This window comes from Acinetobacter sp. BHS4, from assembly GCF_018454425.1.
In the GTDB taxonomy this organism is placed as follows: Bacteria; Pseudomonadota; Gammaproteobacteria; order Pseudomonadales; family Moraxellaceae; genus Acinetobacter; species Acinetobacter pittii.
The window spans coordinates 3,390,724-3,414,883 of sequence record NZ_CP075323.1 but is presented as its reverse complement, the minus strand read 5'-3'; the positions used below and the strand labels follow the sequence as shown (position 1 = coordinate 3,414,883).

Annotated in this window: 26 protein-coding genes; 16 read left to right on the top strand and 10 right to left on the bottom strand. The window is 40.1% G+C overall.

Features of this window, described 5'->3' with window-relative positions; genetic code table 11:
• Nucleotides 1–51: 51 nt before the first annotated feature.
• The 4 genes from KIP84_RS16410 to KIP84_RS16395 form a co-directional block, all read right to left on the bottom strand.
• Entirely contained in the window at nt 52–1,152 is a 1,101-nt protein-coding gene (locus KIP84_RS16410; RefSeq protein WP_213688919.1) for a glycosyltransferase family 4 protein, read from the bottom strand.
• 265 nt (nt 1,153–1,417) lie between these two features.
• The gene (gene lpxL, locus KIP84_RS16405) at nt 1,418–2,353 is read right to left on the bottom strand and encodes an LpxL/LpxP family Kdo(2)-lipid IV(A) lauroyl/palmitoleoyl acyltransferase (RefSeq protein WP_213688918.1); all 936 of its coding nucleotides are present in this window, start codon (nt 2,351–2,353) and stop codon (nt 1,418–1,420) included.
• 110 nt (nt 2,354–2,463) lie between these two features.
• The gene (locus tag KIP84_RS16400; protein ID WP_057070037.1) at nt 2,464–3,096 is read right to left on the bottom strand and encodes a LysE family translocator; all 633 of its coding nucleotides are present in this window, start codon (nt 3,094–3,096) and stop codon (nt 2,464–2,466) included.
• A gap of 225 nt (nt 3,097–3,321) precedes the next feature.
• On the bottom strand, nt 3,322–5,232 hold the full coding sequence (locus KIP84_RS16395; RefSeq protein WP_002114959.1) for an ATP-binding cassette domain-containing protein: 1,911 nt from the start codon (nt 5,230–5,232) through the stop codon (nt 3,322–3,324).
• Between the two features lie 32 nt (nt 5,233–5,264).
• Here KIP84_RS16395 and KIP84_RS16390 point away from each other — a divergent pair, with 32 nt between their 5' ends.
• Nucleotides 5,265–5,510, top strand: a complete 246-nt coding sequence (locus tag KIP84_RS16390; protein ID WP_002115104.1) for a SlyX family protein — start codon at nt 5,265–5,267, stop codon at nt 5,508–5,510.
• 55 nt (nt 5,511–5,565) lie between these two features.
• Here the strand turns inward: KIP84_RS16390 and KIP84_RS16385 are convergent, their stop codons facing one another.
• Complete coding sequence (locus KIP84_RS16385) at nt 5,566–6,576, bottom strand: zinc-binding alcohol dehydrogenase family protein (protein ID WP_213688917.1); 1,011 nt, start codon at nt 6,574–6,576, stop codon at nt 5,566–5,568.
• 99 nt (nt 6,577–6,675) lie between these two features.
• Between KIP84_RS16385 and KIP84_RS16380 the strand changes: the two genes are divergently transcribed.
• From KIP84_RS16380 to KIP84_RS16335, 10 genes are all read left to right on the top strand, one after another.
• Entirely contained in the window at nt 6,676–7,053 is a 378-nt protein-coding gene (locus tag KIP84_RS16380) for a helix-turn-helix domain-containing protein (protein ID WP_032035382.1), read from the top strand.
• A gap of 148 nt (nt 7,054–7,201) precedes the next feature.
• Nucleotides 7,202–7,651 (top strand): hypothetical protein, encoded by a 450-nt coding sequence (locus tag KIP84_RS16375; protein ID WP_004842579.1) that lies wholly within the window; start codon nt 7,202–7,204, stop codon nt 7,649–7,651.
• A 35-nt stretch (nt 7,652–7,686) separates the two neighbouring features.
• Nucleotides 7,687–10,323, top strand: coding sequence for a type I DNA topoisomerase (topA, locus tag KIP84_RS16370; protein ID WP_213688916.1), 2,637 nt, complete (start codon nt 7,687–7,689; stop codon nt 10,321–10,323).
• 90 nt (nt 10,324–10,413) lie between these two features.
• On the top strand, nt 10,414–11,172 hold the full coding sequence (locus KIP84_RS16365; RefSeq protein WP_213688915.1) for a hypothetical protein: 759 nt from the start codon (nt 10,414–10,416) through the stop codon (nt 11,170–11,172).
• Between the two features lie 126 nt (nt 11,173–11,298).
• The gene (locus tag KIP84_RS16360) at nt 11,299–11,880 is read left to right on the top strand and encodes an HdeD family acid-resistance protein (RefSeq protein ID WP_014208303.1); all 582 of its coding nucleotides are present in this window, start codon (nt 11,299–11,301) and stop codon (nt 11,878–11,880) included.
• 114 nt (nt 11,881–11,994) lie between these two features.
• Nucleotides 11,995–13,974, top strand: coding sequence for an ATP-dependent helicase (locus KIP84_RS16355; RefSeq protein ID WP_213688914.1), 1,980 nt, complete (start codon nt 11,995–11,997; stop codon nt 13,972–13,974).
• Between the two features lie 73 nt (nt 13,975–14,047).
• Nucleotides 14,048–14,287, top strand: coding sequence for an RNA-binding protein (locus KIP84_RS16350; RefSeq protein WP_213688913.1), 240 nt, complete (start codon nt 14,048–14,050; stop codon nt 14,285–14,287).
• Between the two features lie 9 nt (nt 14,288–14,296).
• Nucleotides 14,297–14,659, top strand: a complete 363-nt coding sequence (locus KIP84_RS16345) for an ASCH domain-containing protein (protein WP_161282818.1) — start codon at nt 14,297–14,299, stop codon at nt 14,657–14,659.
• Between the two features lie 80 nt (nt 14,660–14,739).
• Entirely contained in the window at nt 14,740–15,243 is a 504-nt protein-coding gene (locus KIP84_RS16340; RefSeq protein WP_005066079.1) for a DUF6586 family protein, read from the top strand.
• A gap of 112 nt (nt 15,244–15,355) precedes the next feature.
• Entirely contained in the window at nt 15,356–15,634 is a 279-nt protein-coding gene (locus KIP84_RS16335) for a hypothetical protein (protein WP_002114792.1), read from the top strand.
• A gap of 36 nt (nt 15,635–15,670) precedes the next feature.
• Here KIP84_RS16335 and KIP84_RS16330 read toward each other — a convergent pair whose 3' ends face one another.
• The 4 genes from KIP84_RS16330 to KIP84_RS16315 all read right to left on the bottom strand — a co-directional run bounded on the left by KIP84_RS16330 (nt 15,671) and on the right by KIP84_RS16315 (nt 19,548).
• Nucleotides 15,671–17,380 carry a cation:proton antiporter gene (locus KIP84_RS16330; RefSeq protein WP_213688912.1) on the bottom strand — a complete coding sequence of 570 codons (1,710 nt, stop codon included), beginning with the start codon at nt 17,378–17,380 and terminating at the stop codon, nt 15,671–15,673.
• A 147-nt stretch (nt 17,381–17,527) separates the two neighbouring features.
• A complete protein-coding gene (gene rpmG / locus KIP84_RS16325) occupies nt 17,528–17,683 on the bottom strand; it encodes a 50S ribosomal protein L33 (RefSeq protein WP_001205031.1) in 156 nt (51 codons plus the stop codon).
• A gap of 12 nt (nt 17,684–17,695) precedes the next feature.
• A complete protein-coding gene (gene rpmB / locus KIP84_RS16320) occupies nt 17,696–17,932 on the bottom strand; it encodes a 50S ribosomal protein L28 (RefSeq protein ID WP_000048256.1) in 237 nt (78 codons plus the stop codon).
• 167 nt (nt 17,933–18,099) lie between these two features.
• A complete protein-coding gene (locus KIP84_RS16315) occupies nt 18,100–19,548 on the bottom strand; it encodes a coniferyl aldehyde dehydrogenase (RefSeq protein WP_086265052.1) in 1,449 nt (482 codons plus the stop codon).
• 112 nt (nt 19,549–19,660) lie between these two features.
• On the opposite strand from KIP84_RS16315, the gene KIP84_RS16310 reads away from it, so the two are divergent.
• From KIP84_RS16310 to KIP84_RS16290, 5 genes are all read left to right on the top strand, one after another.
• Nucleotides 19,661–20,353 (top strand): TetR/AcrR family transcriptional regulator, encoded by a 693-nt coding sequence (locus KIP84_RS16310; protein ID WP_002114968.1) that lies wholly within the window; start codon nt 19,661–19,663, stop codon nt 20,351–20,353.
• Nucleotides 20,354–20,427: 74 nt separating this feature from the next.
• The gene (gene purU, locus KIP84_RS16305) at nt 20,428–21,291 is read left to right on the top strand and encodes a formyltetrahydrofolate deformylase (protein ID WP_005066088.1); all 864 of its coding nucleotides are present in this window, start codon (nt 20,428–20,430) and stop codon (nt 21,289–21,291) included.
• 380 nt (nt 21,292–21,671) lie between these two features.
• Nucleotides 21,672–22,421, top strand: a complete 750-nt coding sequence (locus KIP84_RS16300; protein ID WP_213688911.1) for an energy transducer TonB — start codon at nt 21,672–21,674, stop codon at nt 22,419–22,421.
• 43 nt (nt 22,422–22,464) lie between these two features.
• Nucleotides 22,465–23,085, top strand: coding sequence for a MotA/TolQ/ExbB proton channel family protein (locus tag KIP84_RS16295; protein ID WP_001011664.1), 621 nt, complete (start codon nt 22,465–22,467; stop codon nt 23,083–23,085).
• Entirely contained in the window at nt 23,085–23,489 is a 405-nt protein-coding gene (locus KIP84_RS16290; protein ID WP_000885432.1) for a biopolymer transporter ExbD, read from the top strand. Before KIP84_RS16295 ends, KIP84_RS16290 begins: the two co-directional genes overlap by 1 nt.
• Nucleotides 23,490–23,546: 57 nt before the next feature.
• Here the strand turns inward: KIP84_RS16290 and msrA are convergent, their stop codons facing one another.
• Entirely contained in the window at nt 23,547–24,071 is a 525-nt protein-coding gene (msrA, locus tag KIP84_RS16285; RefSeq protein WP_004794799.1) for a peptide-methionine (S)-S-oxide reductase MsrA, read from the bottom strand.
• Between the last annotated feature and the right edge of the window lie 89 nt (nt 24,072–24,160).

Sequence of the window (24,160 nt, the reverse complement as noted above, 5' to 3'; positions counted from 1 at the left end):
GCTTTCTTTTAGTTGTAAAAAACCCGCGAATATCGCGGGTTTTTTATTGGGTTATTTCAAAACGCGTTGGTAAAGTTCTATTGTTTGATCACACATATCTTTTAAGCTAAACATAGTGATAGGAGCAACGATTTGAGGTTGTTCAATATGATTTTTCACCGTCTCGATTAATACTTTTTCATTTTCTGCTTCAACAAGACCTTGTGGGTATACATTCGATAAAATCTCGGCAACACCGCCACGGTTCCAGCCAATGACTGGCGTACCCACTGAAAGCGCTTCTAAAGCTGTTCTACCGAATGTTTCGGCTTGATTGGATAGAGACAGCACAATATCGCTAAAAGCGAGCCATTCGCGAATATCTGAGCGATGGCCTACGAAGGTAATTTTATCTGCGAGCCCCTTGCTTTGAATGGTACTTTGTAATTCACTTAAGTAGGCTTGCTTTTTGGCATCAGCACCGCCGACAACAACCGCATGTAGCTGAGGATATTGCGTCTGAAGTTGCTGCATCAGTTCAATTAAACTTTCATGTCCTTTTAAACGCGTAATACGACCAGGTAAGCAAAGTAAAAACTTATTTTCAAGCTCAGGAAAGTCATTAAAAACTTGATTAAACCATTGTGCTGAAGGCTGGTAATTATGCGGAAAAGCGGCAGGGTCAATACCTCGATAAATCCGCACAATATCTTGCGGTGGACAGTTTTTATAATGGTCAGTGATGTACTTAACCACACTGTCAGAAACAGCAATCACTTTTTCAGCTTGAGTCATAATCGCACTATAACGATTAACTGAATAGAAACCATGTACAGTGCTAATGAGGTGAGGGCGTTTGTTTGCAGGTATTTTTCTCAAAGCGAAGTGAGTAAGCCAAGCTGGTACACGAGAGCGCACATGAACAATATCAGGTTGATGCTGTTCAATCAGCTTGCGTAAAGGACGGATTTGCCACAAGCTCGACAATGATTTTTTATGAATAGGCAGCGTTAAGTGCGTAGAACCTTCAGCTTCAAGTTGTGCAACCAAACGCCCGCCATTAGACACAACCAGAGATTGATGGCCCTGCGCAACCAGTGCACGTGCAATTTCCAGTGTGCCGCGTTCTACGCCACCGCTATTAAGTTCTGGGAGAAGTTGCATCACTTTCATTGTTTTTTGCCTTATACATTCATAAAAGATGGACCATCTATAGATACATCATTTCAAACTAAATCATTATCCGGAATTTACTATCGTGCTAGCGACATGGATGTCGCTGTTTCGCTGTGTTACAAGGAAGTAACATCAGCGGAACAAAGGATTTTTGCTTACTTTTTATCCTTAAAAAGTAAGGTCTGCCTATTCGATAGTATTTGAATTTCACTTTAAATTAAGGCTGTGTCTGTCATCAATTTAAAATTATCACAGCTTTATCTTAATAAATCTCTTCATATCCCTCTGGACGTGTCTTAAATCGGCGGTGGAACCACATATATTGAGTTGGTGCGATACGAAGCTGATTTTCAATAATCTTATTAACACGTGTTGCATCATCAATTTCATCTTCACTTGGCATATTGTCGACCGCCGGCTCAATCAAGATATGATATTTCGGGTCTTGTACATCGCCTTGACGATAAAAATATAAAGGAACTGCGACTGCCTTCGAGATTTTTAATAAACGGCGATGTGCAGTTACTGTGGCCGCTGGCACACCAAAGAATGGTGCCATCACCCCTTGCTTGAGTCCAAAGTCTTGATCGGGGCTATACCAAATTGCATCGCCATCTTTAAGGTGACGAATTAAACCACGCATATCATCATGGTCGATTTGTGCTTTATAAATGGTGCCACGGCAACGATAAATCAGCATATCGAGCAATGGATTATTTTGAGGGCGGTACACAACATCTGGCTCGAAATATTGAGCACAAACATACCCACCCGCATCAAGAAGCGTACTATGAGTACCCAATAATAAAACGCCTTTGCCCTGAGCTTGAGCATTGGTAATGTGTTCTAAGCCCTCAATGGTGACACGGTTTTTAAACCAGTAAGGCTTATACCATGCGTTTAATGTCTCAAAAATACCAAGCATCATATCTACAAAAACTTGCTTAGCTTGTTGCTGTACTTTTTCGGCTGACCATTCGGGAAAGCAGACTTCTAAATTACGAATAGTCGTTTTTCGGCGAGATTTTAAATATTTCCAGGCAAGATTTGCTAAGCCATGAGCCAGACGCCATTGGATTGCCCACGGCAAAATAGCCAAAAGCATTAAAAAAACAATGGCAATCCAAATACCCCAATATTTAGGTAATAAAAAGGACCATTGAAATTCACCGGGCGTATAAGTCTGCTTTTGGCTCATAACGATATAAAGAATTCAAAATTAAAACTGGCAAAAGTGTATCACGAACTGAATTTATCGTCGTAATACACTGTTTAATTGAGTGGTTAAGATGAGGAAGTAAAACGCGGTTATCGGCGATTTTCTAAAAGAATACGAACTGCAAGTCCAGCTAGCACTGTTCCCATAAGCCAGCGTTGTATATTTGCCCAAAGAGGTTTCTGTTGAAGAAAAAGGGCAATGCTACCCGCAGAAAGCACAATCAGCGCATTTACCGAAACGCTAACAAAAATTTGAATAGTACCGAGCTGAATGGATTGCCATAAAATACTGCCTTGCTGTGGATGAATAAACTGTGGCAATAACGATAAATACATAATCGCAATTTTAGGATTAAGTAGATTTGTAGCAAAACCCATTAAAAATAGTTTAGCTGGGGAGTCTACCGATAATTGTTTTACATCAAAAATTGGGGATGCATTGGGACGTAGTGCTTTCCATGCTAGCCAGAGTAAATAAATTGCCCCTGCAATGCGTATAGTGTCATAAGCATAAGGGACTGCGATAATAAGCGCTGTAATCCCGAAAGAAGCACAAAGCATATAAAATACGAAGCCAACGCCAACACCAGCGAGTGAAATAAATCCCGCCGTTTTTCCTTGGCAAATTGAACGAGAAATAAGGTAAATCATGTTTGGGCCAGGGGTAAGCACCATTGCCAAGCAGATTAATCCGAATGCTAAAATTTGAGAAAGATCTAGCATAAAAAATACTCGAATATTATTATATGGGTAGATATAACATAATTATTTTTATAAGTCTTATATTCAATTAGAGCTATATTTTAAACTATTAAGGCTGACTACATTTAATCACTCATCATGTATTTTTCATAGATTTTTAGCTTTCAAATTTATAGATATTCTATAAAAAGCCCCCTTAATTTAAGGAGGCTTTTTTGTTATTTAAATTGTAGGAAAGAACACAAATTAATTTCCTTTACTCATTTGCTCAAGTTCATCCCAACGCTCTAATTTTTCAAGTAATACCTCTTCAATTTCTGCGAGACGCTGACTTGCTTTAGTTGCTTCATCGGCATTACTGACAAACCACGAACCATCTGCCAGCTTGTCAGAAAGCTCTGCTTGTTCAACTTCTAGTTTCTCGATTTCGGCAGGAAGTTGCTCAAGTTCACGTTGGTCTTTATAGCTCAGTTTGACCTTTTTAACGTTACTTTGTGCAGCGGCTTTTTCAGCTTCGGCTTTTGCCTGAGCTTTTTTAACATCAGACTTTTGGTCTACGACTTTATCATCTGGACGTTGCTGCAAATAGTCTTGGTAGCCACCAATATATTCTGCAATATTACCTTTACCATCAAAGACCCAAGTCGATGTTACGACGTTGTCCATAAATGCACGGTCATGCGAAATAAGTAATAGGGTACCTTTATATTCAGAAAGCATCTCTTCAAGTAGCTCAAGAGTCACCATATCCAAGTCATTGGTTGGTTCGTCCATCACAATTAGGTTCGATGGTTTAAGCAGTAATTTAGCAAGCAAGATACGGTTACGCTCACCACCAGAAAGGGCTTTTACAGGTGTACGTGCGCGTTCAGGTGAAAACAAGAAATCTTGTAAATAGCTGTAGATATGACGGCGGTTGCCATTTACATCAACGAAGTCAGAGCCTTCTGAAACGTTTGCCATTACTGTTTTTTCAAGGTCTAAGGCATTACGTAATTGATCAAAATAAGCAACTTCTAACTGTGTACCTGTCTTAACAGAACCACCGTGCTCGATTTCACCTAAAATGGCTTTAATTAAAGTCGTTTTACCAACACCGTTATCACCGACTAGGCCAATACGGTCGCCACGCATAACAAGCGTAGAGAAATCTTTAATCAGTGGTTTGTCGTCATAAGATACGCTTAAGTGCTCGATATCAAATACTAATTTACCAGAGCGATTTGCTTCTTGAGTCGCCATACTCACTTTGCCTTGTTGTGAACGGCGAGCTTTCGACTCTTCACGTAAAGCTTTTAAGGCGCGCACACGACCTTCATTACGCGTACGACGAGCTTTAATCCCTTGGCGAATCCAAGCCTCTTCTTCAGCTAACTTTTTATCAAATAAAGCATTTTGTTTCTCTTCTGCTTCCATTTGCTGAGCTTTAAGCTCTAAATAACGTGAATAGTTGCCTTCGTAGCCACGTAGGATGCCACGGTCAAGTTCAACAATTCGAGTTGCAATGCTATCTACAAAAGAACGGTCATGCGAAATAAATAGAAGCGTTAAATTATTTTGATCGAGTAGGAATTTTTCTAGCCACTCAATACTTTCAACATCTAAATGGTTCGTCGGTTCGTCTAGAAGTAATACGTCTGGCTGTGTTAAAAGAGCACGAGCGAGTAAAACACGGCGTTTACGTCCACCTGAAAGATCTGCCAAATCTGCATTTGGATCGAGTCCCATTTTACTTAACAGGGCATTGACCTTGTTTTCGAGTGCCCAGCCGTCGAGTTGGTCGAGCTTATGCTGTAGGTTGCCCATACGGTCACAAGCTTCCATATCTCCCAGCATACAAGCATCAGTTGCTTCATGATAAGCTCTGAGTACTTCGGCAGCTTCGCCTGCGCCATCAGCTACAATGTCAGCAACCTTACCTGAATCCATTGGAACGTCTTGGGCTAACATTGAAACAGTTAAACCATTTTGAATAGAAACTTCACCAGAATCCGGTAATAGGCTTCCCTCGATCAGTTTAAGTAAAGTAGACTTACCTTCACCATTACGACCAATTAAACAGACTCGTTCGCCACGTTCTAGATTAAAGTTCGCGCCATCGAGCAGGGCAGGTCCGCCAAAAGCAAGTTGGACATCCCTTAGGGTAATATAGGCCATAATGTTTTCCAGAATCTCAAATGAGGATTTAAATGACTAAACCACCATATCATGATGATCAAGCGTCATTTTCCGCACCCATTGAAGATTTGCAAGTGCGAATTACATTTTTGGATGATTTAGTTGAACAATTAAATCAACAACTCGCTATTCAAACTCAAGAAATAGCTGATTTGAAAAAACAAATGCAATTTCTTTATCAACGTGTTGAATCGTCGGATTTGTCAGAAGGCATTGCACCTTTTGATCCATTAACGAATAAACCTCCCCACTATTAATAAAAAGGCAAGTTCGATACTTGCCTTTTTATTGGGGAATATTTTCCAATTTTGTTTAAAAACCTTGTAAGACGATCTTACCTTTTGTTGTACCACTTTCAATTTGCTGATGAACTCGTTTTAAATTTTTAGCATTAATTGGACTTATAACTTCTGTCACAGTCGTCTTAATTTTTCCTTCATCAACTAGCTTGCTGACTTCATTTAATAGTTCACTTTGTTTTGCCATATCTTCGGTCTGGAACATTGAACGTGTAAACATAAATTCCCAATGTACAGATACAGACTTGGTTTTAAACGGTTTAATATCTAACTGTTCAGGATCATCAATAAGCCCAAAACGGCCTTGCGGTGCAATCAACTCGACAATATCTGCTAAATGCTGATCTGTTTGAGTGGTTGAGAACACATATAAAGGTGCAGTTAAACCTAATTGCTTGATTTGGGCTGCTAAGGGTTGACGGTGATCTAACACATAATCTGCTCCAAGTTGCTTAATCCAGTCTTGAGTTTCTGCTCGTGAAGCTGTTGCAATAATTGTTAGGTTTGTCAGCTGTTTAAGAAGTTGAATAGTGATTGAGCCAACACCACCAGCTCCACCAATTACTAATATTGTTGTGTTTTCTGGCGCGTTCTTTGGCACTTGTAGACGATCAAATAACATCTCCCAAGCCGTGATTGCAGTTAAAGGGAGAGCTGCAGCCTCGGTTGCTTCTAAAGTTTTTGGTTTATGGCCAACAATACGTTCATTAACGAGCTGTAATTCGCTATTACTACCTTGACGATTAAGAGCACCTGCATACCAAACAATATCGCCAATCTTAAATTGTGAAACTTTATCTCCAATCGCTTCAACTACACCTACTGCGTCCCAGCCAAGCGTTTTCCACTGATTATTCTCAGGGCTTACATTCTTTCGAATTTTAGTATCTACCGGATTTACTGAGACAGCTTGTACACGAACAAGTAAATCATGTCCTTCAGCAATAGGAGCATCGAGTTCAATATCAACGAGTGCTTCTGGCGATGTAATGGAACCAGCTTTTTGATATGCCACAGCTTTCATAATTATCCTTCCTCTTGTTGAGAGTTTGATCATAACGTAAGCTTAAAATAAGTGACTACAGACAAATAACGCTCATAGTGTCAAAAAGGATACTGTAAAATGGCAAAAGCAAGACACTCAAGTTTTGATTGCTCTCCGGGTTGTTCAGTGGAGGCAGCGATTAGCTTGATTGATGGGAAATGGAAATGCGTCATTCTTTGGCATTTATTTAATGAAGGCACCTTGAGGTTTAACGAAATTCGAAAGCGTGTTCCGAGTATTACCCAAAGAATGCTGACAAATCAGCTACGTGAATTGGAACAAGATGGAATTATTCATCGGGAAGTCTATCCTCAGGTACCACCTAAAGTAGAATACTGCCTGACTGATTTGGGGCAAAGTCTTGAAAAAATTCTGTTTGCTTTAAAACAATGGGGGGATGCTCATATTGACCAGTTTGGAAAGCTGACACTTGTTGATGGACATCCGAATCCTTAATGATATTTGAGTCCACTCATTGCAATTTGCATGGTGAAATCTGACTATTTTGAAGCTTGCCCCTGTATTGGGCATTATTTTTATGATGAAACTTGCGTTTTCTGGTCAGCTTATGCAACTCTAATAAAAGAGATTAATAGGTTTTGCTATGGACAATATGGGAATTTGGGTTACCGTTATCATTGTTCTTTTCGTACTAGGCTCCATTTTTGGTTTAAGAGTGAGCCCACGTGAAAAGGCACTTGGTATTATGCGTGATAAAGCTCGTAAAATGGGTTTACACCCACGTGTAATCGTTGCACCTGAATGGACACATGTCCCAATGGCGACTGAAAAGCGTGCCAGCATGGTTGCTTATTATAGTGTATTGATTCCCGATGCCCGTTTATCTTTAATGCGTGCTCGCGTTATAGACGGCAAATTAAAAGTGGTTCAGGGTGATGAGAAATTTAATGATTCTCCCATTGCATTAAAAGGGATTTATGCTATTGATATGCAGGCAAACTGTGTAGGGCTTTATTGGGATGAGGAATCAGACCTGAGAGCAACACAATTAGATGAGATGAAGGCTTATCTGTTGAACTTGGCTAAAGCCTGATTTTTAAATTTATTGGTATAGGAATAACATTTTATATGGCGAATACCTCGCGCTCTGCATCTCAAAGCACAGCATCTACTGCACCTGCTGCACATAAACGTGCCTTAGTGATTGTGGAGTCGCCTGCCAAAGCGAAAACCATCAATAAATATCTGGGTTCGCAATACATTGTAAAGTCTTCTGTAGGTCACGTGCGTGATTTGCCAACAGGTGGCAGTAAATCAACTGAGAAAAAGCCGGCTGCCCGGACGAAACTCACTGAAGTAGAAAAAGAACAAAAAGCCAGTCAGGCTTTAGTTAATCGTATGGGGGTTGATCCTGAACATGGTTGGGAAGCTCATTACGAAGTTCTGCCAGGTAAGGAAAATGTTGTTGCTGAACTAAAAAAACTCGCCAAAGATGCCGATGCAATCTATCTCGCAACGGACTTGGATAGAGAAGGGGAAGCCATTGCTTGGCACCTAAGAGAAGTTATTGGTGGTGATGACAGTCGTTATCATCGCGTGGTATTTAACGAAATTACTAAAAATGCCATTCAAGAAGCATTTAAACAACCTACGCGTCTAGATTTAAACCGAGTTAATGCACAGCAAGCACGCCGTTTCTTAGACCGTGTTGTTGGCTTTATGGTTTCACCATTACTTTGGGAAAAGATTGCCCGTGGTTTATCGGCAGGTCGTGTACAGTCTGTAGCGGTGAAACTGGTTGTAGAGCGTGAAAGAGAAATTCGTGCTTTTATTCCGGAAGAATACTGGCAAGTTTTTGCAGACACGCAAGCCAAGAAAGATGACATTCGTCTTGAAGCAGTTAAGCAAGCTGGTAAAACCCTTAAACTGAAAAATAAAGCTGAAACTGATGCTTTATTGGATGTTTTAAAAGGTGCTGAATATAAAGTTGCACAGCGTGAAGATAAACCGACTAAGGTAAATCCAAGTGCACCGTATATCACTTCAACACTGCAACAAGCTGCAAGTACACGTTTAGGTTTTTCTGTAAAGAAAACCATGATGCTGGCACAGCGTCTATATGAAGCAGGTTTTATTACTTATATGCGTACTGACTCAACGTTCTTGAGTGATGATGCAGTAAGCATGGTACGTGCCCATATTGAAAGCCAATTTGGTGAGAAATATTTACCGGCAAAGCCAAACCGCTATGGGAACAAAGCAGGTGCTCAAGAAGCCCATGAAGCGATTCGTCCTTCAAATGTTGCACTTACAGGTGATCAACTTGCGGGTGTAGAGCGTGATGCTCAGCGTTTATATGATTTGATCTGGCGTCAGTTTGTTGCATGTCAAATGACTCCAGCAGAATATTTATCTTCAACTTTAACGGTTGAAGCTGCAAATGTTGAATTGAAGGCAAAAGGCCGTACGCTTGTATTTGATGGTTTTACACGAGTGCGTGGTGCTAACAAGTCTGATGACGATATTATTTTGCCTGCAATTAAAGTAGGTGAAATTTTAAAATTAGAGAAGTTAGACCCAAGTCAGCACTTTACTAAACCACCTGCACGTTTTACTGAAGCTTCTTTGGTTAAAGAACTCGAAAAACGTAGTATTGGTCGTCCTTCGACTTATGCAGCGATTATTTCTACAATTCAAGAACGTGGCTACGTTAAGTTAGAAAACCGTCGTCTTTTCGCCGAAAAAATGGGTGAAATTGTCACGGATCGACTTGATGAAAGTTTCAATAACTTGATGAACTATGCCTTTACAGCAGACCTTGAAGGGCAGCTCGATAAAGTTGCAACAGGTGAGCGTAACTGGAAAGAGTTACTTGATACTTTCTACGGTGACTTTAAGAAACGTCTGACCAATGCTCAGGGCGAGCACGGCATGCGCCGTAACCAACCGGTTGAAGTACCAGCGGTACATTGTCCTGAATGTTCACGTCCAATGCAGATTCGTACAGGTACAACAGGCGTGTTCTTAGGTTGTTCTGGGTATAACTTACCACCTAAAGAGCGTTGTAAAGGTACTTTGAACTTAACACCTGTTGAGTCTTTAGCTGCCCTGTCTGATGATGATGGTGCTGAAACCGCAGATTTGATGTCAAAACATCGTTGTGAAAAATGTGGCACAGCCATGGATAGCTACGTGATTGATGGTGGTCGTAAACTGCATGTATGTGGTAACAACCCTGACTGTGACGGTTTTGAGCTTGAAGAAGGCGAGTTCAAGATTAAAGGCTACGATGGACCAACCATTCCGTGTGATAAATGTGATGGTGAAATGCAGCTTAAAACTGGCCGTTTTGGTCCGTATTTCGCTTGTACAAGCTGTGACAATACTCGTAAGGTCTTGAAAAGCGGTCAGCCTGCACCTCCACGTGTAGAACCGATCAAGATGGAACATTTGCGCTCAACAAAGCATGATGACTATTTCGTGTTGCGTGATGGTGCTGCTGGTTTATTCTTGGCTGCAAGTAAATTCCCGAAAATTCGTGAAACACGTGCTCCAAAAGTTGCGGAATTGCGTAGTGTTGCTGCTCAGCTTGATCCTAAATATCAATTTATTTTACAAGCACCAGACGTAGACCCTGAAGGTAATCCGACAGTTGTGAAATTCAGTCGTAAGAATCAATCACAATATGTAGGTTCAGAAACTCCAGAAGGTAAACAAACTAAATGGAGCCTAATTTATCAAAATGGTAAATGGGTTGAGGGCTAATTAAGTCCACAATAAAAAAATGCTAGCTCAGCTAGCATTTTTTTATATCTAAAACAATAAAAGAAAATTTTAAATGTATGGGGAAAAAGAATGTGGAAAAACATTCGAGTTTTATGTTTGTTAATTATTTTATTGATTGTTGCTGTTCAGGCATGGCGAGATCAAAACCAAGACTGGAATCAACCTATTGTGGTTGTTTTACATCCTATTAATGCAGATGGTTTTCAGACAACGCAGAGCTATATTCATCAGTTGCAATACACTGATTTTGAGAGAATAAGAAATTATTTGGCAGAATGGTCGCAGCATTATCATGGTCAATCGGGAAACTTTGTAATTCGTTTAGGTCAGCCATTACAGCAACGACCTCCTGAGGTTCCTCAAAATGCCAATATCTTTCATGTGATGTGGTGGAGTTTAAAGTTTCGTTTTTATGCATGGCGCCATCAACAACCTGAAGACAATGGGGCATCACTTAAACTTTATTTAAATTATTACGATCCCAATTATCAAAAAGTTTTGATCCATTCGACTGCTTTGGAAAAAGGTCGTATTGGGAGTGTGAATTTATTTGCGACCAAAACACAAGCTTCTCAAAATCAGGTCGTGATTGTTCATGAGCTATTACATGGCTTTGGGGCACAAGACAAATATGATTTAAAAACTGGTCAACCGCTTTATCCTCTAGGTTACGCGCACCCTGAAAAAGTGCCTTTATATCCGCAAACAAATGCTGAAATCATGGGTGGTCGAACACCATTATCTGAGCAGAGCAGTAAAATGCCGAATGGTTTACATGAAACAATAATAGGTTTACCTACAGCTCAAGAAATTGGTTGGGTGAAATAAAATTGTGGATAAATACTGCTTTATCCACATTAATTGATAAGAAACGATGCAGATCTTATACAGACAAAAAATGTGAAGTGGATCACTATTATTGGGTAGATGAAATTCTAATACCTGATAATAAGAGTGGCCATGATGAAAACTGTCGGTAATGATTTGGTGCGTAATCAGTTACATGCTGATCGTAAGTGGTATTTGATATTAGGCTTTGTGCTTATTGGCTTCGGTCTGATTTTGTTTAGTTCATTACCATTTGCGACCTTTTCTGTGGTTTTTTTATTTGGAATACTCATGATGGTCGGAGGTGTTTTACATCTTGTCGCGGCCATTAGTGTATTTAAAGGTGCAAGCCGCTGGTTATGGGCACTCTTTGGCGTGCTTTATCTAATGGCAGGTTATTACGCTTTTTCTACTCCCGTAACGACTGCAGTAGTTCTGACGAGCTTATTATCAATAGCACTGATTATTGCCGGAGCTATACGTACAGTAAATGCGATTTTACTTAAACCAATTACTGGGTGGGGTTGGACCTTATTTTCAGGATTATTAACACTCGCTACAGGTATTTTGATTTTGGTTTCTAAAGATTCACCTTTTTGGGTGTTAGGCATGTTCCTTGCCATAGATATCTTATTTCAAGGAATTAATTTTCTAGGTCTGGCTTCTGCGATTAAGCATCTGCCATCTAGTTCAAAAACAGTATCTTAAATAATATTGTTGAATCAAAGAGCACTTTAGGTGCTCTTTTTGTTTATAGGGCGGGCAGACGCATCTGGGGTTGGGTCTGTTAAACTATGTTTTGGTGTTTTAGCGATATGTGTTATGAGTCTTGCAAAATTAATTAATGAACTAAATGCTCAGCAAAAAAAAGCAGCCACGACGTCTGCGCAGAACTGTTTAGTTTTAGCAGGTGCTGGCTGTGGCAAGACTAAGACGATTGTTGCCCGTGCTGCTTATTTAATTGATCAAGGCTTACCAGCAAACCAAATTCAGATTTTAACATTCACCCGACGTGCTGCGAGTGAGATTGTTGCAAGAGTAGAGCAGCATGTAGGAGCACAGGCAAAGGGTCTAAGAGCTTCAACTTTTCATACTTTTTGTATGTATTTACTGCGCCGTAATCCACAAGCTTTTGGCTTAAATCAATTTAGTATTATTGATCGTGATGATCAGTTGCTGATGTTCCGTTTATTAAGAGGTAAAGACAAAGATAATGTTTTACCTAAAGCGGCAGAGCTGTGTGATCTATATTCCTATGCAAGAAATACTCAATCTAAGCTTTCTGAAGCATTAATCAAACAGCTTCCAGATGCATATGAGCATAAAACTCAAATTGCTGAGTTGATGAAAACTTATGAGCAGCGCAAAAGAGAGCGTAATTTTTTAGATTACGATGATATCCTGTCGATTGTGGCGGTGCATTTACAAAACTCAGAAGCGCTCACCAATTGGGTTGCAGGTTTTTGTCAGGCATTACTAGTTGATGAAATGCAAGATACAAACCCTTTGCAATGGGCTTTGTTGCAGCCCTTAATTGGTAAAGTGAAGTTGTTTTGCGTGGGTGATGACGCTCAGTCCATTTATGGCTTTCGTGGCGCAGACTTTGAAAATATCCATTCTTTTAAAGAACGAATACCCGATGCAGAAGTACTTACACTGGCTTTAAATTATCGCTCGACTCAAGAAATCTTAGATTTATCGAACTGGCTGTTGGCACATAGCCCAATTGATTATCAAAAACAGCTACAAGCACATCGTGGCCAAGGGCAAAAGCCACAGCTACATTTGTTTGGTAATGAGTTTGAAGAAGCAAACTGGATTGCACAGGATTTAATAACGCGCCATCAGCAAGGTGCAAGCTGGCATGACCACATGGTGTTAGTTCGTTCTGGCTATAGTGCCCGATATCTAGAAGGGGCTTTTATTGCGGCTGAAATACCTTATCGTTTTATTGGCGGGGTAAAGCTTCTTGAGTCGGCCCATGTAAAGGATGTGCTCAGTCTCTTACGTATTGTGAGTAACCCTCACGATGATTTGGCTTGGATGCGGTTTTTAACCTTATGGGATGGGATTGGCGATGTTGGAGCGAGTAAGTTAGCCCAAGAGCTGATGGGAATTGTTGATGTCGAGGAGCGCTGTCAGCGACTTGAACGCCATGGCAAGGTACCACTACAAGCGATTTTAATTTTAAAACAGCTAGATGTATTACAGCAGCATGTCGAGGCAAGTATTGGCTTGGCTCTTGATGCTTTAGGTGAACAGTTAGAGCAGAATTATAAAACTAAAGATTGGTCACGTCGTTTAAAAGACTTTGATTTGGTTAAGCAACTTGCACGCAAACATGCATCGTTAGGTGAATTCCTTGAGGAATATGTACTTGAGCCGATTTCAGTTTCTGAAATTGAAAAAGCTGCTGATCAAGATTTGGTAACTTTAATTACGATTCATTCAGCTAAGGGTGCCGAACAGAAAGTTTGTTATGTACCTCACGTATCGCCAAATCAATATCCTTATGCAAGGGCTCAGGGTGATTTTGATGATGTTGAGGAAGAACGCCGTGTGCTATATGTTGCCTTAACGCGTGCTGAAAATGAATTAATCTTGACGAAGCAAAATCTTAATACGTGGTCGCAAGACACTTATGATGACCAAGGTCGTAAAGTCGAGAGTTATTTCTTAAATGATCTGCCTACACATTTGGTTCAAACAAAGATTCATAGGCAAGTACCTCAGCAATTTACTAAAAAACAATGGAACAGATCTCCTGCAGTAAATTTAGGTTTTGGTATCGATCTGGACTAAACTACTGTATAAGACGCTGTGATTACTTAAATGTATATTGGCCCTCCCTTTTATTGCCAATTAAGGTTAGAAAATGAAAATATTAGTTCGTAATTTAGATCGTGTTGTAAGTGAAGCTGAAGTTTTAGAGTTGTTTAAGGCATATGGTAAAGTTGATACATGTGTTCTTGTGACTGATAAAGACACAGGTAAATCGAAAGGCTTTGGTTTTGTTGAAATGCCGAATCCACGTGAAGCGATTAAGGCAATTAAAGGCTTAAATACGCTTAAAGTTAAAGGCTATGGAATTCGAGTTAAAGCAGCCGAAGAATAAGTTTTTCTGATGAAAAGACAATTTTTAGCTCTCTCGATTGTAACGCCCAATGGTATTCGTATTGCTGAAGGTATCAAAACACTTGAAGTGCGCTCATGGGTGCCTACGCACTTACCAGTGAAAGATCTATTAATTGTCGAAAACCAGAACTTTCTGATTAAAGATACTGATGAAGAGGAAGGAGTTGCTGTCGCTTTAGTTGATGTTGACTCTATTCACCCTTGGCGAAATGACGAGGTCAATTTAGCCTGTGCATCTGCTTGGAGTGAAGGCTATTTTGCTTGGGTCTTAAGTAATGTCCGTCCTATAAAACAGCCAGTGAAAATTTTAGCTAAACGTAAAATTTATCAAGTTGAGCTGGATTTACCATAAATAACGTTGATTTTATCAATGGAGTCGTTAAGCTAAGAATAGCTATTGCAATGGCGATTTTAGAACAGGAAAGTTTAGTTATGTCACGTGTTGCTCGTTATCATGCCGATCGTACCAATCAGAAGCTCTATTTTGCACGCTTAGCGTGTCAACAGGCAGAGCAGACCGATCATGTGCAGCAGGTACAAGCTTACCGTGAAGCAGCTGTATTTCATTTACATGGCGCAATGTTAGCGTTCTTACAAGAATTGGTACGTTATTACCGTTTAAATGATTTGCAACCCACCTTAAAATCTATAGAGGAACATATGGCGGCAAAAGGACAGGTTTCTCCTGAAGTATCCGTTTTGCAGCAATTGGCAAAAGATGGTTTTGTTGCAGAGTTAAAACGAGCTTATCGTATGTGCCAATACGCCCCAGAACCAAAAGAACCGACTCCGGAAGAAGAGACTTCTTCTAACCTCATTATTAAAGTGACACAAGGGCCTCAGTCTTGGTTGCCAGATGTTAAAATCTTGCGTGAATGGCATCGAGAATTAAGTCATTTAATTGATGGTTTTCGTAACGAAATGGTCGAGTTCTAAAATTAAACTGCCTAGATGCTTGAAATTTAGACTAGGTGTGCCTATATAAATAAGACAAGAGATGCAAAGTGCAAGGGTGCTTTGCCACCATGTTGAAACATGGAGGAAGTATATGTCTATACAGCAATTGAAAGAGTTATTTGGAAATCAAGAAGCAGTGTTGGAATTAGTTCAACTCGAAGGTGGTGAACTCGCCTTGCGTAATGCAGGTTCTGAGAATGAACCCTTGGTTAAAATTCAATTTAGCGATGAAGTCAAAGCAATCTTGGGTGAGCAGACTCCAGTTGTTGCTCAGCATATGATTCAGGCTGCATTGTTTGGACTGCTGGAAAAGCAGGTAAACGAGTGGCAGGCTGAGGTATTAGACGAACAGCCTAAATTCTTGAGTTAAAAAAAGCGTACTCTTGAGTACGCTTTTTATATGGAGTTAATGAACCGTTGACTGATGAGCAAGCTCGATCTGATTTAAGATGTGGTGGCTCATATTCTTTGCCATTTCTTCTTTTGCATAGAACACCTCTCCAATATTTTCGTCACGGATAACCGCTGCTTCTTCTTTGCTTTCCGCGCAAATTAATACCTGAATTTGAGGGTTTAATTGCTTGGCAATCGCCACAATACGGTGAATATCTAAAATATCCATAGGTGAGATTACTAAGAGTCGTGCATGCATGATATGTGCTTGAATTAAAACACTCGGTTCAGTAGCAACACCACTCACAGCAGCAATATTTGCATTACGTAGTTTTTCTACGATTTCACGATTCTCTTCTGCAATAACGACTTTAATATTCTCATTAATTAAATTTTCAGTAATACGTCTTCCCACACCGCCATACCCCACAATTACGACCTGATCACGCAAGTAAGCTTGATCAACTTCATCGGGTAACATTGCTAATGGGTCACCGCTACGTTCAAGCAGTCGGGCTAAGTGAGAACGTTCACGAATCCAACGTTGTACAGGTTCAATCGCTGAGAAGATGAAAGAGTTAAGCGTAATTGAAAATAAAGCGCCCGCTAAAATCAGATTCTGAGCTTCTAAGCTTAATAGGCCTAAAGAAACACCGAGTGTCGCCAAAATAAATGAAAACTCACCAATCTGTGCAAGGCTTGCCCCGACTGTTAAAGCTGTATTGATTGGATAGCGGAAGAATAAAACCAGTGCCATTGCAGCAAGAGTCTTACCCACCATAATAATCGCGATAACAGCTAAAATATGTAGCGGACTCTCCACAAGAATATGTGGATCAAACAGCATACCCACAGAAACGAAAAATAAAATCGAGAAAATTTCACGTAGTGGGAGAGTCTCTTCTTCTGCACGATGGCTAAAGTCTGATTCTTTAACGACCATACCCGCAAAGAATGCCCCTAAAGCCATTGAAACCCCAAAGATGGCATAAGAGCCGTAAGCAATCGAAACAGCAGCAGCGACGACGGTCAGTGTAAATAGCTCTCGTGACCCTAAACGAGCAACGAATTGCATAATAATAGGTACAACACGTTTACCTACAATGAGCATAAAGGCAATAAAGCCAATCACTTTTAATAAAGTTATTCCAAGGGTTAACCAGATATTTCCGTCTGCACTTGCTGGTGCTTTTCCACCGAGTAAAACAGCTGTAGCCGGAAGAAGTACTAAAACCAGTACCATCACTAAGTCTTCGACTAACAGCCAACCCACAGCAATTTTGCCGTTAACTGAGTCTAAAAGACCTCGGTCTCCTAATGCTTTTAATAATACAACCGTGCTCGCACACGATAGACTTAAGCCAAAAACGAGTGCAGACCCGAAACTCCATCCCCATAGCATTGAAACGCCAATACCAAGTAAGGTTGCAACAGCGATCTGTAAAATTGCGCCAGGCAAGGCAATACGACGAACTAGTAATAAGTCTTTTAATGAAAAGTGCATCCCTACACCAAACATCAGGAACATGACCCCGAGTTCTGCAAGCTGGTTGGCAAGGTGGATATCTGCTTCTATACCCGGTGTATTTGGGCTAATAATAATTCCGGCAATTAAATAGCCGATAAGAGGGGGGAGTCGTAATCGGGCTGCAATATAGCCAAAAATGAGGGCAACGCCGAAACCAACAGCAAGTAAAATAATTAAATCTACGTCATGCGGCACTAAAAACTCCTTTTACGTGAGTTAGGCTAAAAACAAGCATAAAAAATGCCAAGGCGGAATGTAGAGAAAGTTTAACAAAAAGGTGGGTATAAAAAAAATGCAAAAAAAAACGACTTCATAAAGAAGTCGTTTTTTTCGAGGCTAAAATTATTTGATTTTAGCTTCTTTGAAAATCACGTGTTGACGGATTTTTGGATCAAATTTTTTGATTTCCATTTTTTCCGGCATAGTACGTTTGTTTTTAGTCGTGGTATAGAAGTAACCTGTACCAGCTGAAGAAACGAGGCGAATCTTATCACGCATTGCTCAGACTCCTTAGATCTTTTGACCTTGAGCACGAAGGTCTGCAACAACCTTTTCGATACCCAATTTGTCAATAATACGCATACCTTTAGTGGTTAAACGAAGACGTACAAAACGTTTTTCGCTTTCTAACCAGAAACGGTGGTGGTGCAGGTTCGGCTCGAACCGGCGCTTGGTTTTGTTGTTGGCGTGTGAGACGTTGTTACCAACGACTGGACGCTTGCCGGTAACTTGGCAAACCTTAGACATGGTGTAACTCCATTGATTCAGCCAACAGCAAATCTGTGGCCAGTCATACTAAATGTAAACGGATGAATTCATTCAAGGGGCGTTTTATACCAAAAATACGATTAAAAGACAAGCGAAATTGGTAAAAACGAGGCATGATTTAGTATAACAGATCATGCCTTGATCAGTTAGCGCAACAAGGTTTTCGAAATGAAACGATGAATCGGCTTATTGAACGGTGGAAGAATGTATTTAAGGCTATAAAGTTTTGGATTTGACATCACCGAACGCTCATGAGAAAGGCTAAAAAAGCCCTCTGGTCCGTGATATTTACCCATACCTGATGCGCCAATTCCGCCAAACGGTAAATCATCTTGTGCAACATGGGTAATCACCATGTTAATTCCGAAATGCCCTGAATGGGTGTGTTGTGCAATATAGTCAGCACGCGCTTGATCATAATCAAAATAATACATCGCTAGAGGACGTGGACGACTATTAATGAATTCGATGACTTCTTCTATTTGGTCATATTCTAAAATCGGTAGAATAGGCCCGAAGATTTCATTTTGCATAATATCCATTGCGGTCGTCACGCCAGTGACTAAAGTTGGCGCAATTTTACGGACATCATCTAAAATTTCATTTTGCGGATTAATTTCAACAATACGTGCACCTTGATCACGGGCATTTTCAAGATAACCCTGAATGCGGTTGTACTGTTTATCATTAATAATAGAGGTGTAGTCTTGGTTGTTGCGGAAGTGAGGATACATTCCAGCCACAATCAATTTAAAGTTTTCGATGAACTCGGCAGTTTTGCCGCGTGGTAAGAAAATATGATCTGGCGCAACACAAGTTTGTCCTGCATTCCACAATTTACCTACAGCAATACGTTGAGCCACATCTTTCATATCCATTGATGCATGTACTAGGGCAGGAGACTTTCCGCCTAACTCGAGAATTACTGGAACTAGGTTTTGAGCTGCGGCTGCCATCACTGTTTTACCAACAGAAGTTGAGCCTGTGAAAATCATTTTGTCAAAAGGCAAATGACTAAACGCATCTGAAATAACGCCACCACCATTTACCACAGCAACTAATTCTTGTGGGAATGCTTCTGCTAATGCACTTTCAAGGACACGTCCAAAATTTGGAGAGGCACTAGAAATTTTGATCATGGCATGGTTGCCTGCAGCTAGTGCGCAGATTAGAGGTCCAACCGAAAGTAATAATGGGTAATTCCATGGTGTAATAATACCAATCACACCCATAGGCTGATATTGTACCCAACCTTTTGCTGGCTGATGTAATACACTGATATGGCGTTTTGAAGGTTTCATCCACGCAGTCAGATGCTTACTGTAATATTTGATTTGTTCCAAACTCGTGAGTAGTTCACCAATTTTTGTTTCCATAATTGCACGATTGCCGTAATCAAGGTTAATTGCTTCGGCAATCTGATCTTGATATTTTACCAAGACTCTTTTAAGACGAGCTAAACGATCAATACGCTCTTTAGCAGTGGGTACCGGATGACGTAAATAAGCGAGCTTTTGTTGTTCAAGCAAGTCATGTAAATGCTTAACATCATAAGGAAGCTGAGTCTCTGGATTTGTTTTTGTTTGACTGTTCATCGGTACTTACCAAATATACTGATATACTTATTTTTTAGAGTAAATACTCTAAATAGTCAAGTCGGTTTATGTGTTTAAGTCTTAACCATGTGAATTATTAAAGGTTATTAAAATGTCTCTACCTAAAGCTCTGAAGACAAAAGACCGGATTTTACAAATCAGTTTGCAGCTTTTTAACGAGCGAGGTGAACGGTCGGTTACAACCAATCATATTGCGGCGGAGCTAGGTATTAGTCCTGGAAACTTGTATTACCATTTCCGGAATAAGCATGAAATTATTAAAGAATTAATGTACCAATATCAGGTTGAGACTTTGGAAATGCTTTCTTTACCTGAAGACAGACCATTAACGACCAATGACAAAATCAACTATTTTCAAGTATTAAGTGGTCAACTTTGGAGTTACCGTTTTATCCATCGTGATGTCTATCATTTAGTTGAAAGTAACGAAGACTTTAAAAAGATTTATCCTCGTTTTGCGGGACAGGTCATGCAACAGGGGCAAAAGATTTATCAAGCCTTTGTCGATGCCGGCCTTATGAAAATGACGCCATCTGAAATTGAAGCGCTCATTATTAACTTATGGATTGTATTAACAAACTGGACAAACTTTTTATATATGTCTGGTCACATTAGTGACAATAACCATTTAGAAGAGAAATGGGTTTGGCAGGCATTACGTCAAATGGTTTTCCTTGAAGGTCCTTATCTTATGGGGGAAAGTCGAGCAACTTACGAGCAGTTGCTTGATTCACTGGGGCCTTCTGATCTATTCGCCAGCTTGTCGTCGTTAAAAGATGAATAGTTGTACTTGCCTATTTAGAGCGCTAGAATACTCGGCTTATTAAAAATTTGACTCAATTAAGTGATATTAACCAAATGAATATGACCACTGCCAATACAGCCCGTTTACTGATTACTTGTGAAGACAAGCCTGGGATCGTACAGGCTGTATCGAGCTTTTTGTACCACCAAGGTGCAAACATTACCGCGCTTGACCAGTATGCGACGGAAGCTCAGGGTGGACGTTATTTCATGCGTGTTGAGTTTGAACTTGACCATTTACAGTCACGCAAAGATGCATTAATTCAAACATTTGCTGCCAACGTTGCTGAGCGTTATGGCATGCAATGGCGTCTTGCTTTCGTAAACGAAATTAAAAAGGTTGGTATTTTAGTTTCTAAAGTCGACCATGCTTTACTTGAGTTATTGTGGCGTCATGCACGTGGGTCGTTACCTTGTGAAATTACGCACGTGATTTCTAACCACGAAGATTTACGTGAATCTGTTGAGAACTTCGGTATTCCATTTACTGTAATTAAAGTAACTAAAGACAATAAAGCTGAAGCTTATGCACAAATTGATGAAATGATGCAGGGCAATGACTTGTTAGTTCTTGCACGTTACATGCAGATTTTAAGCGAAGATTTTGTTGCGAAATGGGAAATGAAAATTATCAATATCCACCATTCTTTCTTGCCAGCTTTCGTGGGTGCTAATCCATATAAGCAAGCTTATGAAAAAGGTGTGAAGTTGATTGGTGCGACAGCTCACTATGTGACGGCTGACCTAGACCAAGGCCCGATTATTGAGCAAGACGTTGAACGTGTAAGCCACGATTATAATGTTGAGCAGTTACGTGAACTTGGTGAAGATGTAGAGCGTAATGTATTAGCTCGCGCAGTAAAATGGCATTTAGAAGACCGTATTATTGTTGATGGTAACAAGACAGTTGTTTTTTAAATAACGCTTATTTAAAAAAAGCACGCTTCATGCGTGTTTTTTTATATCAAAAAAAATATTGAAATGATATAACGTAACAATATTGAATGAGTTTATGGTAAGATTTGATCTCTTCATAGTGAAATTAGCCTAACTATATAAGTTAGATTAAACACTTTGTGAACAAGAGATACGCGTTCATGTAACTATGAGAAAACAAAAGCAAAGACACTCAACTGATACAAATTAGTGATATTGAGCAAATGTTTTTCTCAAAAAATAGTTGCAAATGAAAACACTTCTCATTTATTATTGTGGCACTTTATTGTTCTATCCGATGTTTGAAATCGTTTCTACAAATAGAAATCTGAAATCATCATCCATTAGGTAATTAGATTCTTATGAGTCAATCTTCCGCAGCCTTAAACTCTCCCAATCCGATGAAAAAGAAAGTCATCACGGCGCTAATTGCGGTTGCAATTGGTCATATCGGGGTCTTATGGGCGGTCAGCCATATTAAGCCTGCTGAATTAAAGCCAATCGAGAAGAAGCCTTTACAGGTACGTTTCGTAAAAATTCAAGAGCAACCAAAACCACTACCTCCTAAGCCAAAGGAACCGCCTAAAAAGCCGGAACCTAAAAAAGAGGTAAAAGAAGTTAAAGTTGTTGAAAAGCCTGTGACACCACCTAAAAAAGTGGAAAAAATTCAACAGGTGAAAAAAGCTGAAACACCAAAAGAAACAGTAAAGACAGAACCTAAAGTTGAAACCAAAGTGGTAACGACAACTATTACTGAAAAAGTTATTGAAAAACCAAAACCAGTGGTACAAGAAGCGCCTAAAGCTCAACCTGCCCCAGATCCATCACCGAAACGCGTTTCAATTGGTGGTTCGGGTGTACAGTGGAGCCGCTCACCACGTTTAACAGTTTCTTCAAAAGATTTACAAGGCGAAGCACGCTCTGTCATGGTACTCATTGAAGCCGATGAAAAAGGCAAAATTATTAATGTACGAGTGACTAGAAGTAGTGGTATTTCAAGTCTAGATGACAAAGTAGTCCGTGCTGTTCGCGGTGCGAAATTTAAACCTTATATGGAAAATGGTGTTGCTTATCCAATTAAAGCAGAGCAACCCTTTGATTTAACCCCTTAAATGAATTTGAGTCCCAACGGCTAACCTTAATCAGGAGTTCAATATGAACTTTTCAATCTATTGGCAACATGCAGATGCAGTGAGTAAAACCCTGTATTTCATCTTATTGGCAATGTCGATTGCTACCTGGACAGTTTTCATCTTACGTTTGATGGGGACTCGCCAGCTAAAACAACAAGCTTATGCTCAACTTTCTCAGGCTATCACTTCGTTAAAAGCAAAGTTACAACCTTTGAGTTTTGAACAGCGTAAAGCGGTTGCAGAGCAGGCATTACTTCGTCAGATTTCTGCTGAAAAGGCCAATGCTGATAAAGGTATTTCTGTTTTAGGAACAATTGCTTCAATTGCACCATTCGTAGGTTTGTTTGGTACTGTTTGGGGTATTTTCCATGCGCTGGTTGCCGTAGGTAAAAGCGGACAAGCAGGTTTGGCTCAAGTGGCTACACCAGTAGGTGAAGCACTTATTATGACTGGTCTTGGTCTTGCAGTTGCGATTCCAGCGGTATTAGCTTATAACATTTGTGTACGTGCAAACCGTGGTCTTGCTCATGACTTACAAGATCAAGCGCACAGCTTGTTAATTGACACAATGTTGCAGCAAGACTCAACTGTAAAGTCTGATGTTAAAACTGCACAGCAAAGTTACGTTGGAGGTCAAGCTTAATGGCTTTTCAATTGGGTGAAGACCACGATAGTGGCATGAATGAGATGAATCTCATTCCGCTAATCGACATTATGTTGGTGTTAATGATCATCTTTTTGGTCACAGCAACAGTTGCCAACCCATCGATTCCATTAACGCTTCCTAAAACAACTGCTGAAATTATTGATCCACCACCAAAAGCAATTACGATTAGTATCAATGCAAATGGTGAAGTGGCTTGGGATACTCAAGTAATTAGCCTAGATGAGCTTCAAAAACGTTTTCAAGAAGCAGGTCAAGGCGATGTTAAACCAACAGTTCAACTTCGTGCTGATAAAGAGTCGAAGTACGATACTGTTGCTCAGGTAATGTCTCGCGCCAGTGAAGCCGGACTGAGCGATATTGCCTTTGTAAGTGAAAACTAAAATTTAGTTTACTCAATAAAAAAGCAACCAAACTGGTTGCTTTTTTATTGTTCTGATTTATTGGTCTTTCATCAGATGCTGGAATTTACTATATAGCTTGAGCAGCTTTGGTGGAATCGCAAAGTTGCAATAACCTTGTGAAGGATTCTTTGCATAGTAATTCTGATGATATTCTTCTGCTGGATAGAATGTCGGAACAGGGGACAGCTCAGTCACAATATCAAGATCGTCATTTTTTAGAGTCTGAATCGTGTGTTCCGCTGCCTGCTTTTGCTCTTCATTATAATAGTAAATAACAGAGCGGTATTGTGTGCCGATATCATTACCTTGGCGATTTAAAGTCGTTGGATCATGAGTCGCAAAGAACACGTCGAGTAACTGGGAGTAAGTTACTTGCTCTTCATCAAAGTCGACTAAGATCACCTCAGCGTGCTGGGTGTCTCCTTGACATACTTGCTCGTAGGTAGGGTTAGTGGTGTGTCCACCTGCATAACCACTAGTTACTTTTTCTACACCGCGTATTTGTAAAAATACAGCTTCGACGCACCAAAAACAGCCGCCGCCAAATAATGCCTGTTGCATTGTTTTTCCCTCTATTTCCTGCCTATTACAATAGGGTTTATGTATTTAAAATACAAAGTAAAGCATGTATAAAAAAGTAAAGAAAAGTG

Excerpts from the sequence above, each read along its gene's own strand:
- KIP84_RS16290 (WP_000885432.1), top strand. The coding sequence starts at position 23,085 with ATGGCTTTTCAATTGGGTGAAGACCACGATAGTGGCATGAATGAGATG.
- KIP84_RS16395 (WP_002114959.1), bottom strand. The coding sequence starts at position 5,232 with ATGGCCTATATTACCCTAAGGGATGTCCAACTTGCTTTTGGCGGACCT.
- rpmG (WP_001205031.1), bottom strand. The coding sequence starts at position 17,683 with ATGCGTGATAAGATTCGCCTCGTTTCTTCAGCTGGTACAGGTTACTTC.
- topA (WP_213688916.1), top strand. The coding sequence starts at position 7,687 with ATGGCGAATACCTCGCGCTCTGCATCTCAAAGCACAGCATCTACTGCA.
- KIP84_RS16385 (WP_213688917.1), bottom strand. The coding sequence starts at position 6,576 with ATGAAAGCTGTGGCATATCAAAAAGCTGGTTCCATTACATCGCCAGAA.
- KIP84_RS16315 (WP_086265052.1), bottom strand. The coding sequence starts at position 19,548 with ATGAACAGTCAAACAAAAACAAATCCAGAGACTCAGCTTCCTTATGAT.
- KIP84_RS16375 (WP_004842579.1), top strand. The coding sequence starts at position 7,202 with ATGGACAATATGGGAATTTGGGTTACCGTTATCATTGTTCTTTTCGTA.
- KIP84_RS16310 (WP_002114968.1), top strand. The coding sequence starts at position 19,661 with ATGTCTCTACCTAAAGCTCTGAAGACAAAAGACCGGATTTTACAAATC.
- msrA (WP_004794799.1), bottom strand. The coding sequence starts at position 24,071 with ATGCAACAGGCATTATTTGGCGGCGGCTGTTTTTGGTGCGTCGAAGCT.
- KIP84_RS16295 (WP_001011664.1), top strand. The coding sequence starts at position 22,465 with ATGAACTTTTCAATCTATTGGCAACATGCAGATGCAGTGAGTAAAACC.
- KIP84_RS16410 (WP_213688919.1), bottom strand. The coding sequence starts at position 1,152 with ATGAAAGTGATGCAACTTCTCCCAGAACTTAATAGCGGTGGCGTAGAA.
- KIP84_RS16335 (WP_002114792.1), top strand. The coding sequence starts at position 15,356 with ATGTCTATACAGCAATTGAAAGAGTTATTTGGAAATCAAGAAGCAGTG.
- rpmB (WP_000048256.1), bottom strand. The coding sequence starts at position 17,932 with ATGTCTAAGGTTTGCCAAGTTACCGGCAAGCGTCCAGTCGTTGGTAAC.
- KIP84_RS16390 (WP_002115104.1), top strand. The coding sequence starts at position 5,265 with ATGACTAAACCACCATATCATGATGATCAAGCGTCATTTTCCGCACCC.
- KIP84_RS16380 (WP_032035382.1), top strand. The coding sequence starts at position 6,676 with ATGGCAAAAGCAAGACACTCAAGTTTTGATTGCTCTCCGGGTTGTTCA.
- KIP84_RS16400 (WP_057070037.1), bottom strand. The coding sequence starts at position 3,096 with ATGCTAGATCTTTCTCAAATTTTAGCATTCGGATTAATCTGCTTGGCA.
- KIP84_RS16355 (WP_213688914.1), top strand. The coding sequence starts at position 11,995 with ATGAGTCTTGCAAAATTAATTAATGAACTAAATGCTCAGCAAAAAAAA.
- KIP84_RS16350 (WP_213688913.1), top strand. The coding sequence starts at position 14,048 with ATGAAAATATTAGTTCGTAATTTAGATCGTGTTGTAAGTGAAGCTGAA.
- purU (WP_005066088.1), top strand. The coding sequence starts at position 20,428 with ATGAATATGACCACTGCCAATACAGCCCGTTTACTGATTACTTGTGAA.
- lpxL (WP_213688918.1), bottom strand. The coding sequence starts at position 2,353 with ATGAGCCAAAAGCAGACTTATACGCCCGGTGAATTTCAATGGTCCTTT.
- KIP84_RS16340 (WP_005066079.1), top strand. The coding sequence starts at position 14,740 with ATGTCACGTGTTGCTCGTTATCATGCCGATCGTACCAATCAGAAGCTC.
- KIP84_RS16365 (WP_213688915.1), top strand. The coding sequence starts at position 10,414 with ATGTGGAAAAACATTCGAGTTTTATGTTTGTTAATTATTTTATTGATT.
- KIP84_RS16345 (WP_161282818.1), top strand. The coding sequence starts at position 14,297 with ATGAAAAGACAATTTTTAGCTCTCTCGATTGTAACGCCCAATGGTATT.
- KIP84_RS16300 (WP_213688911.1), top strand. The coding sequence starts at position 21,672 with ATGAGTCAATCTTCCGCAGCCTTAAACTCTCCCAATCCGATGAAAAAG.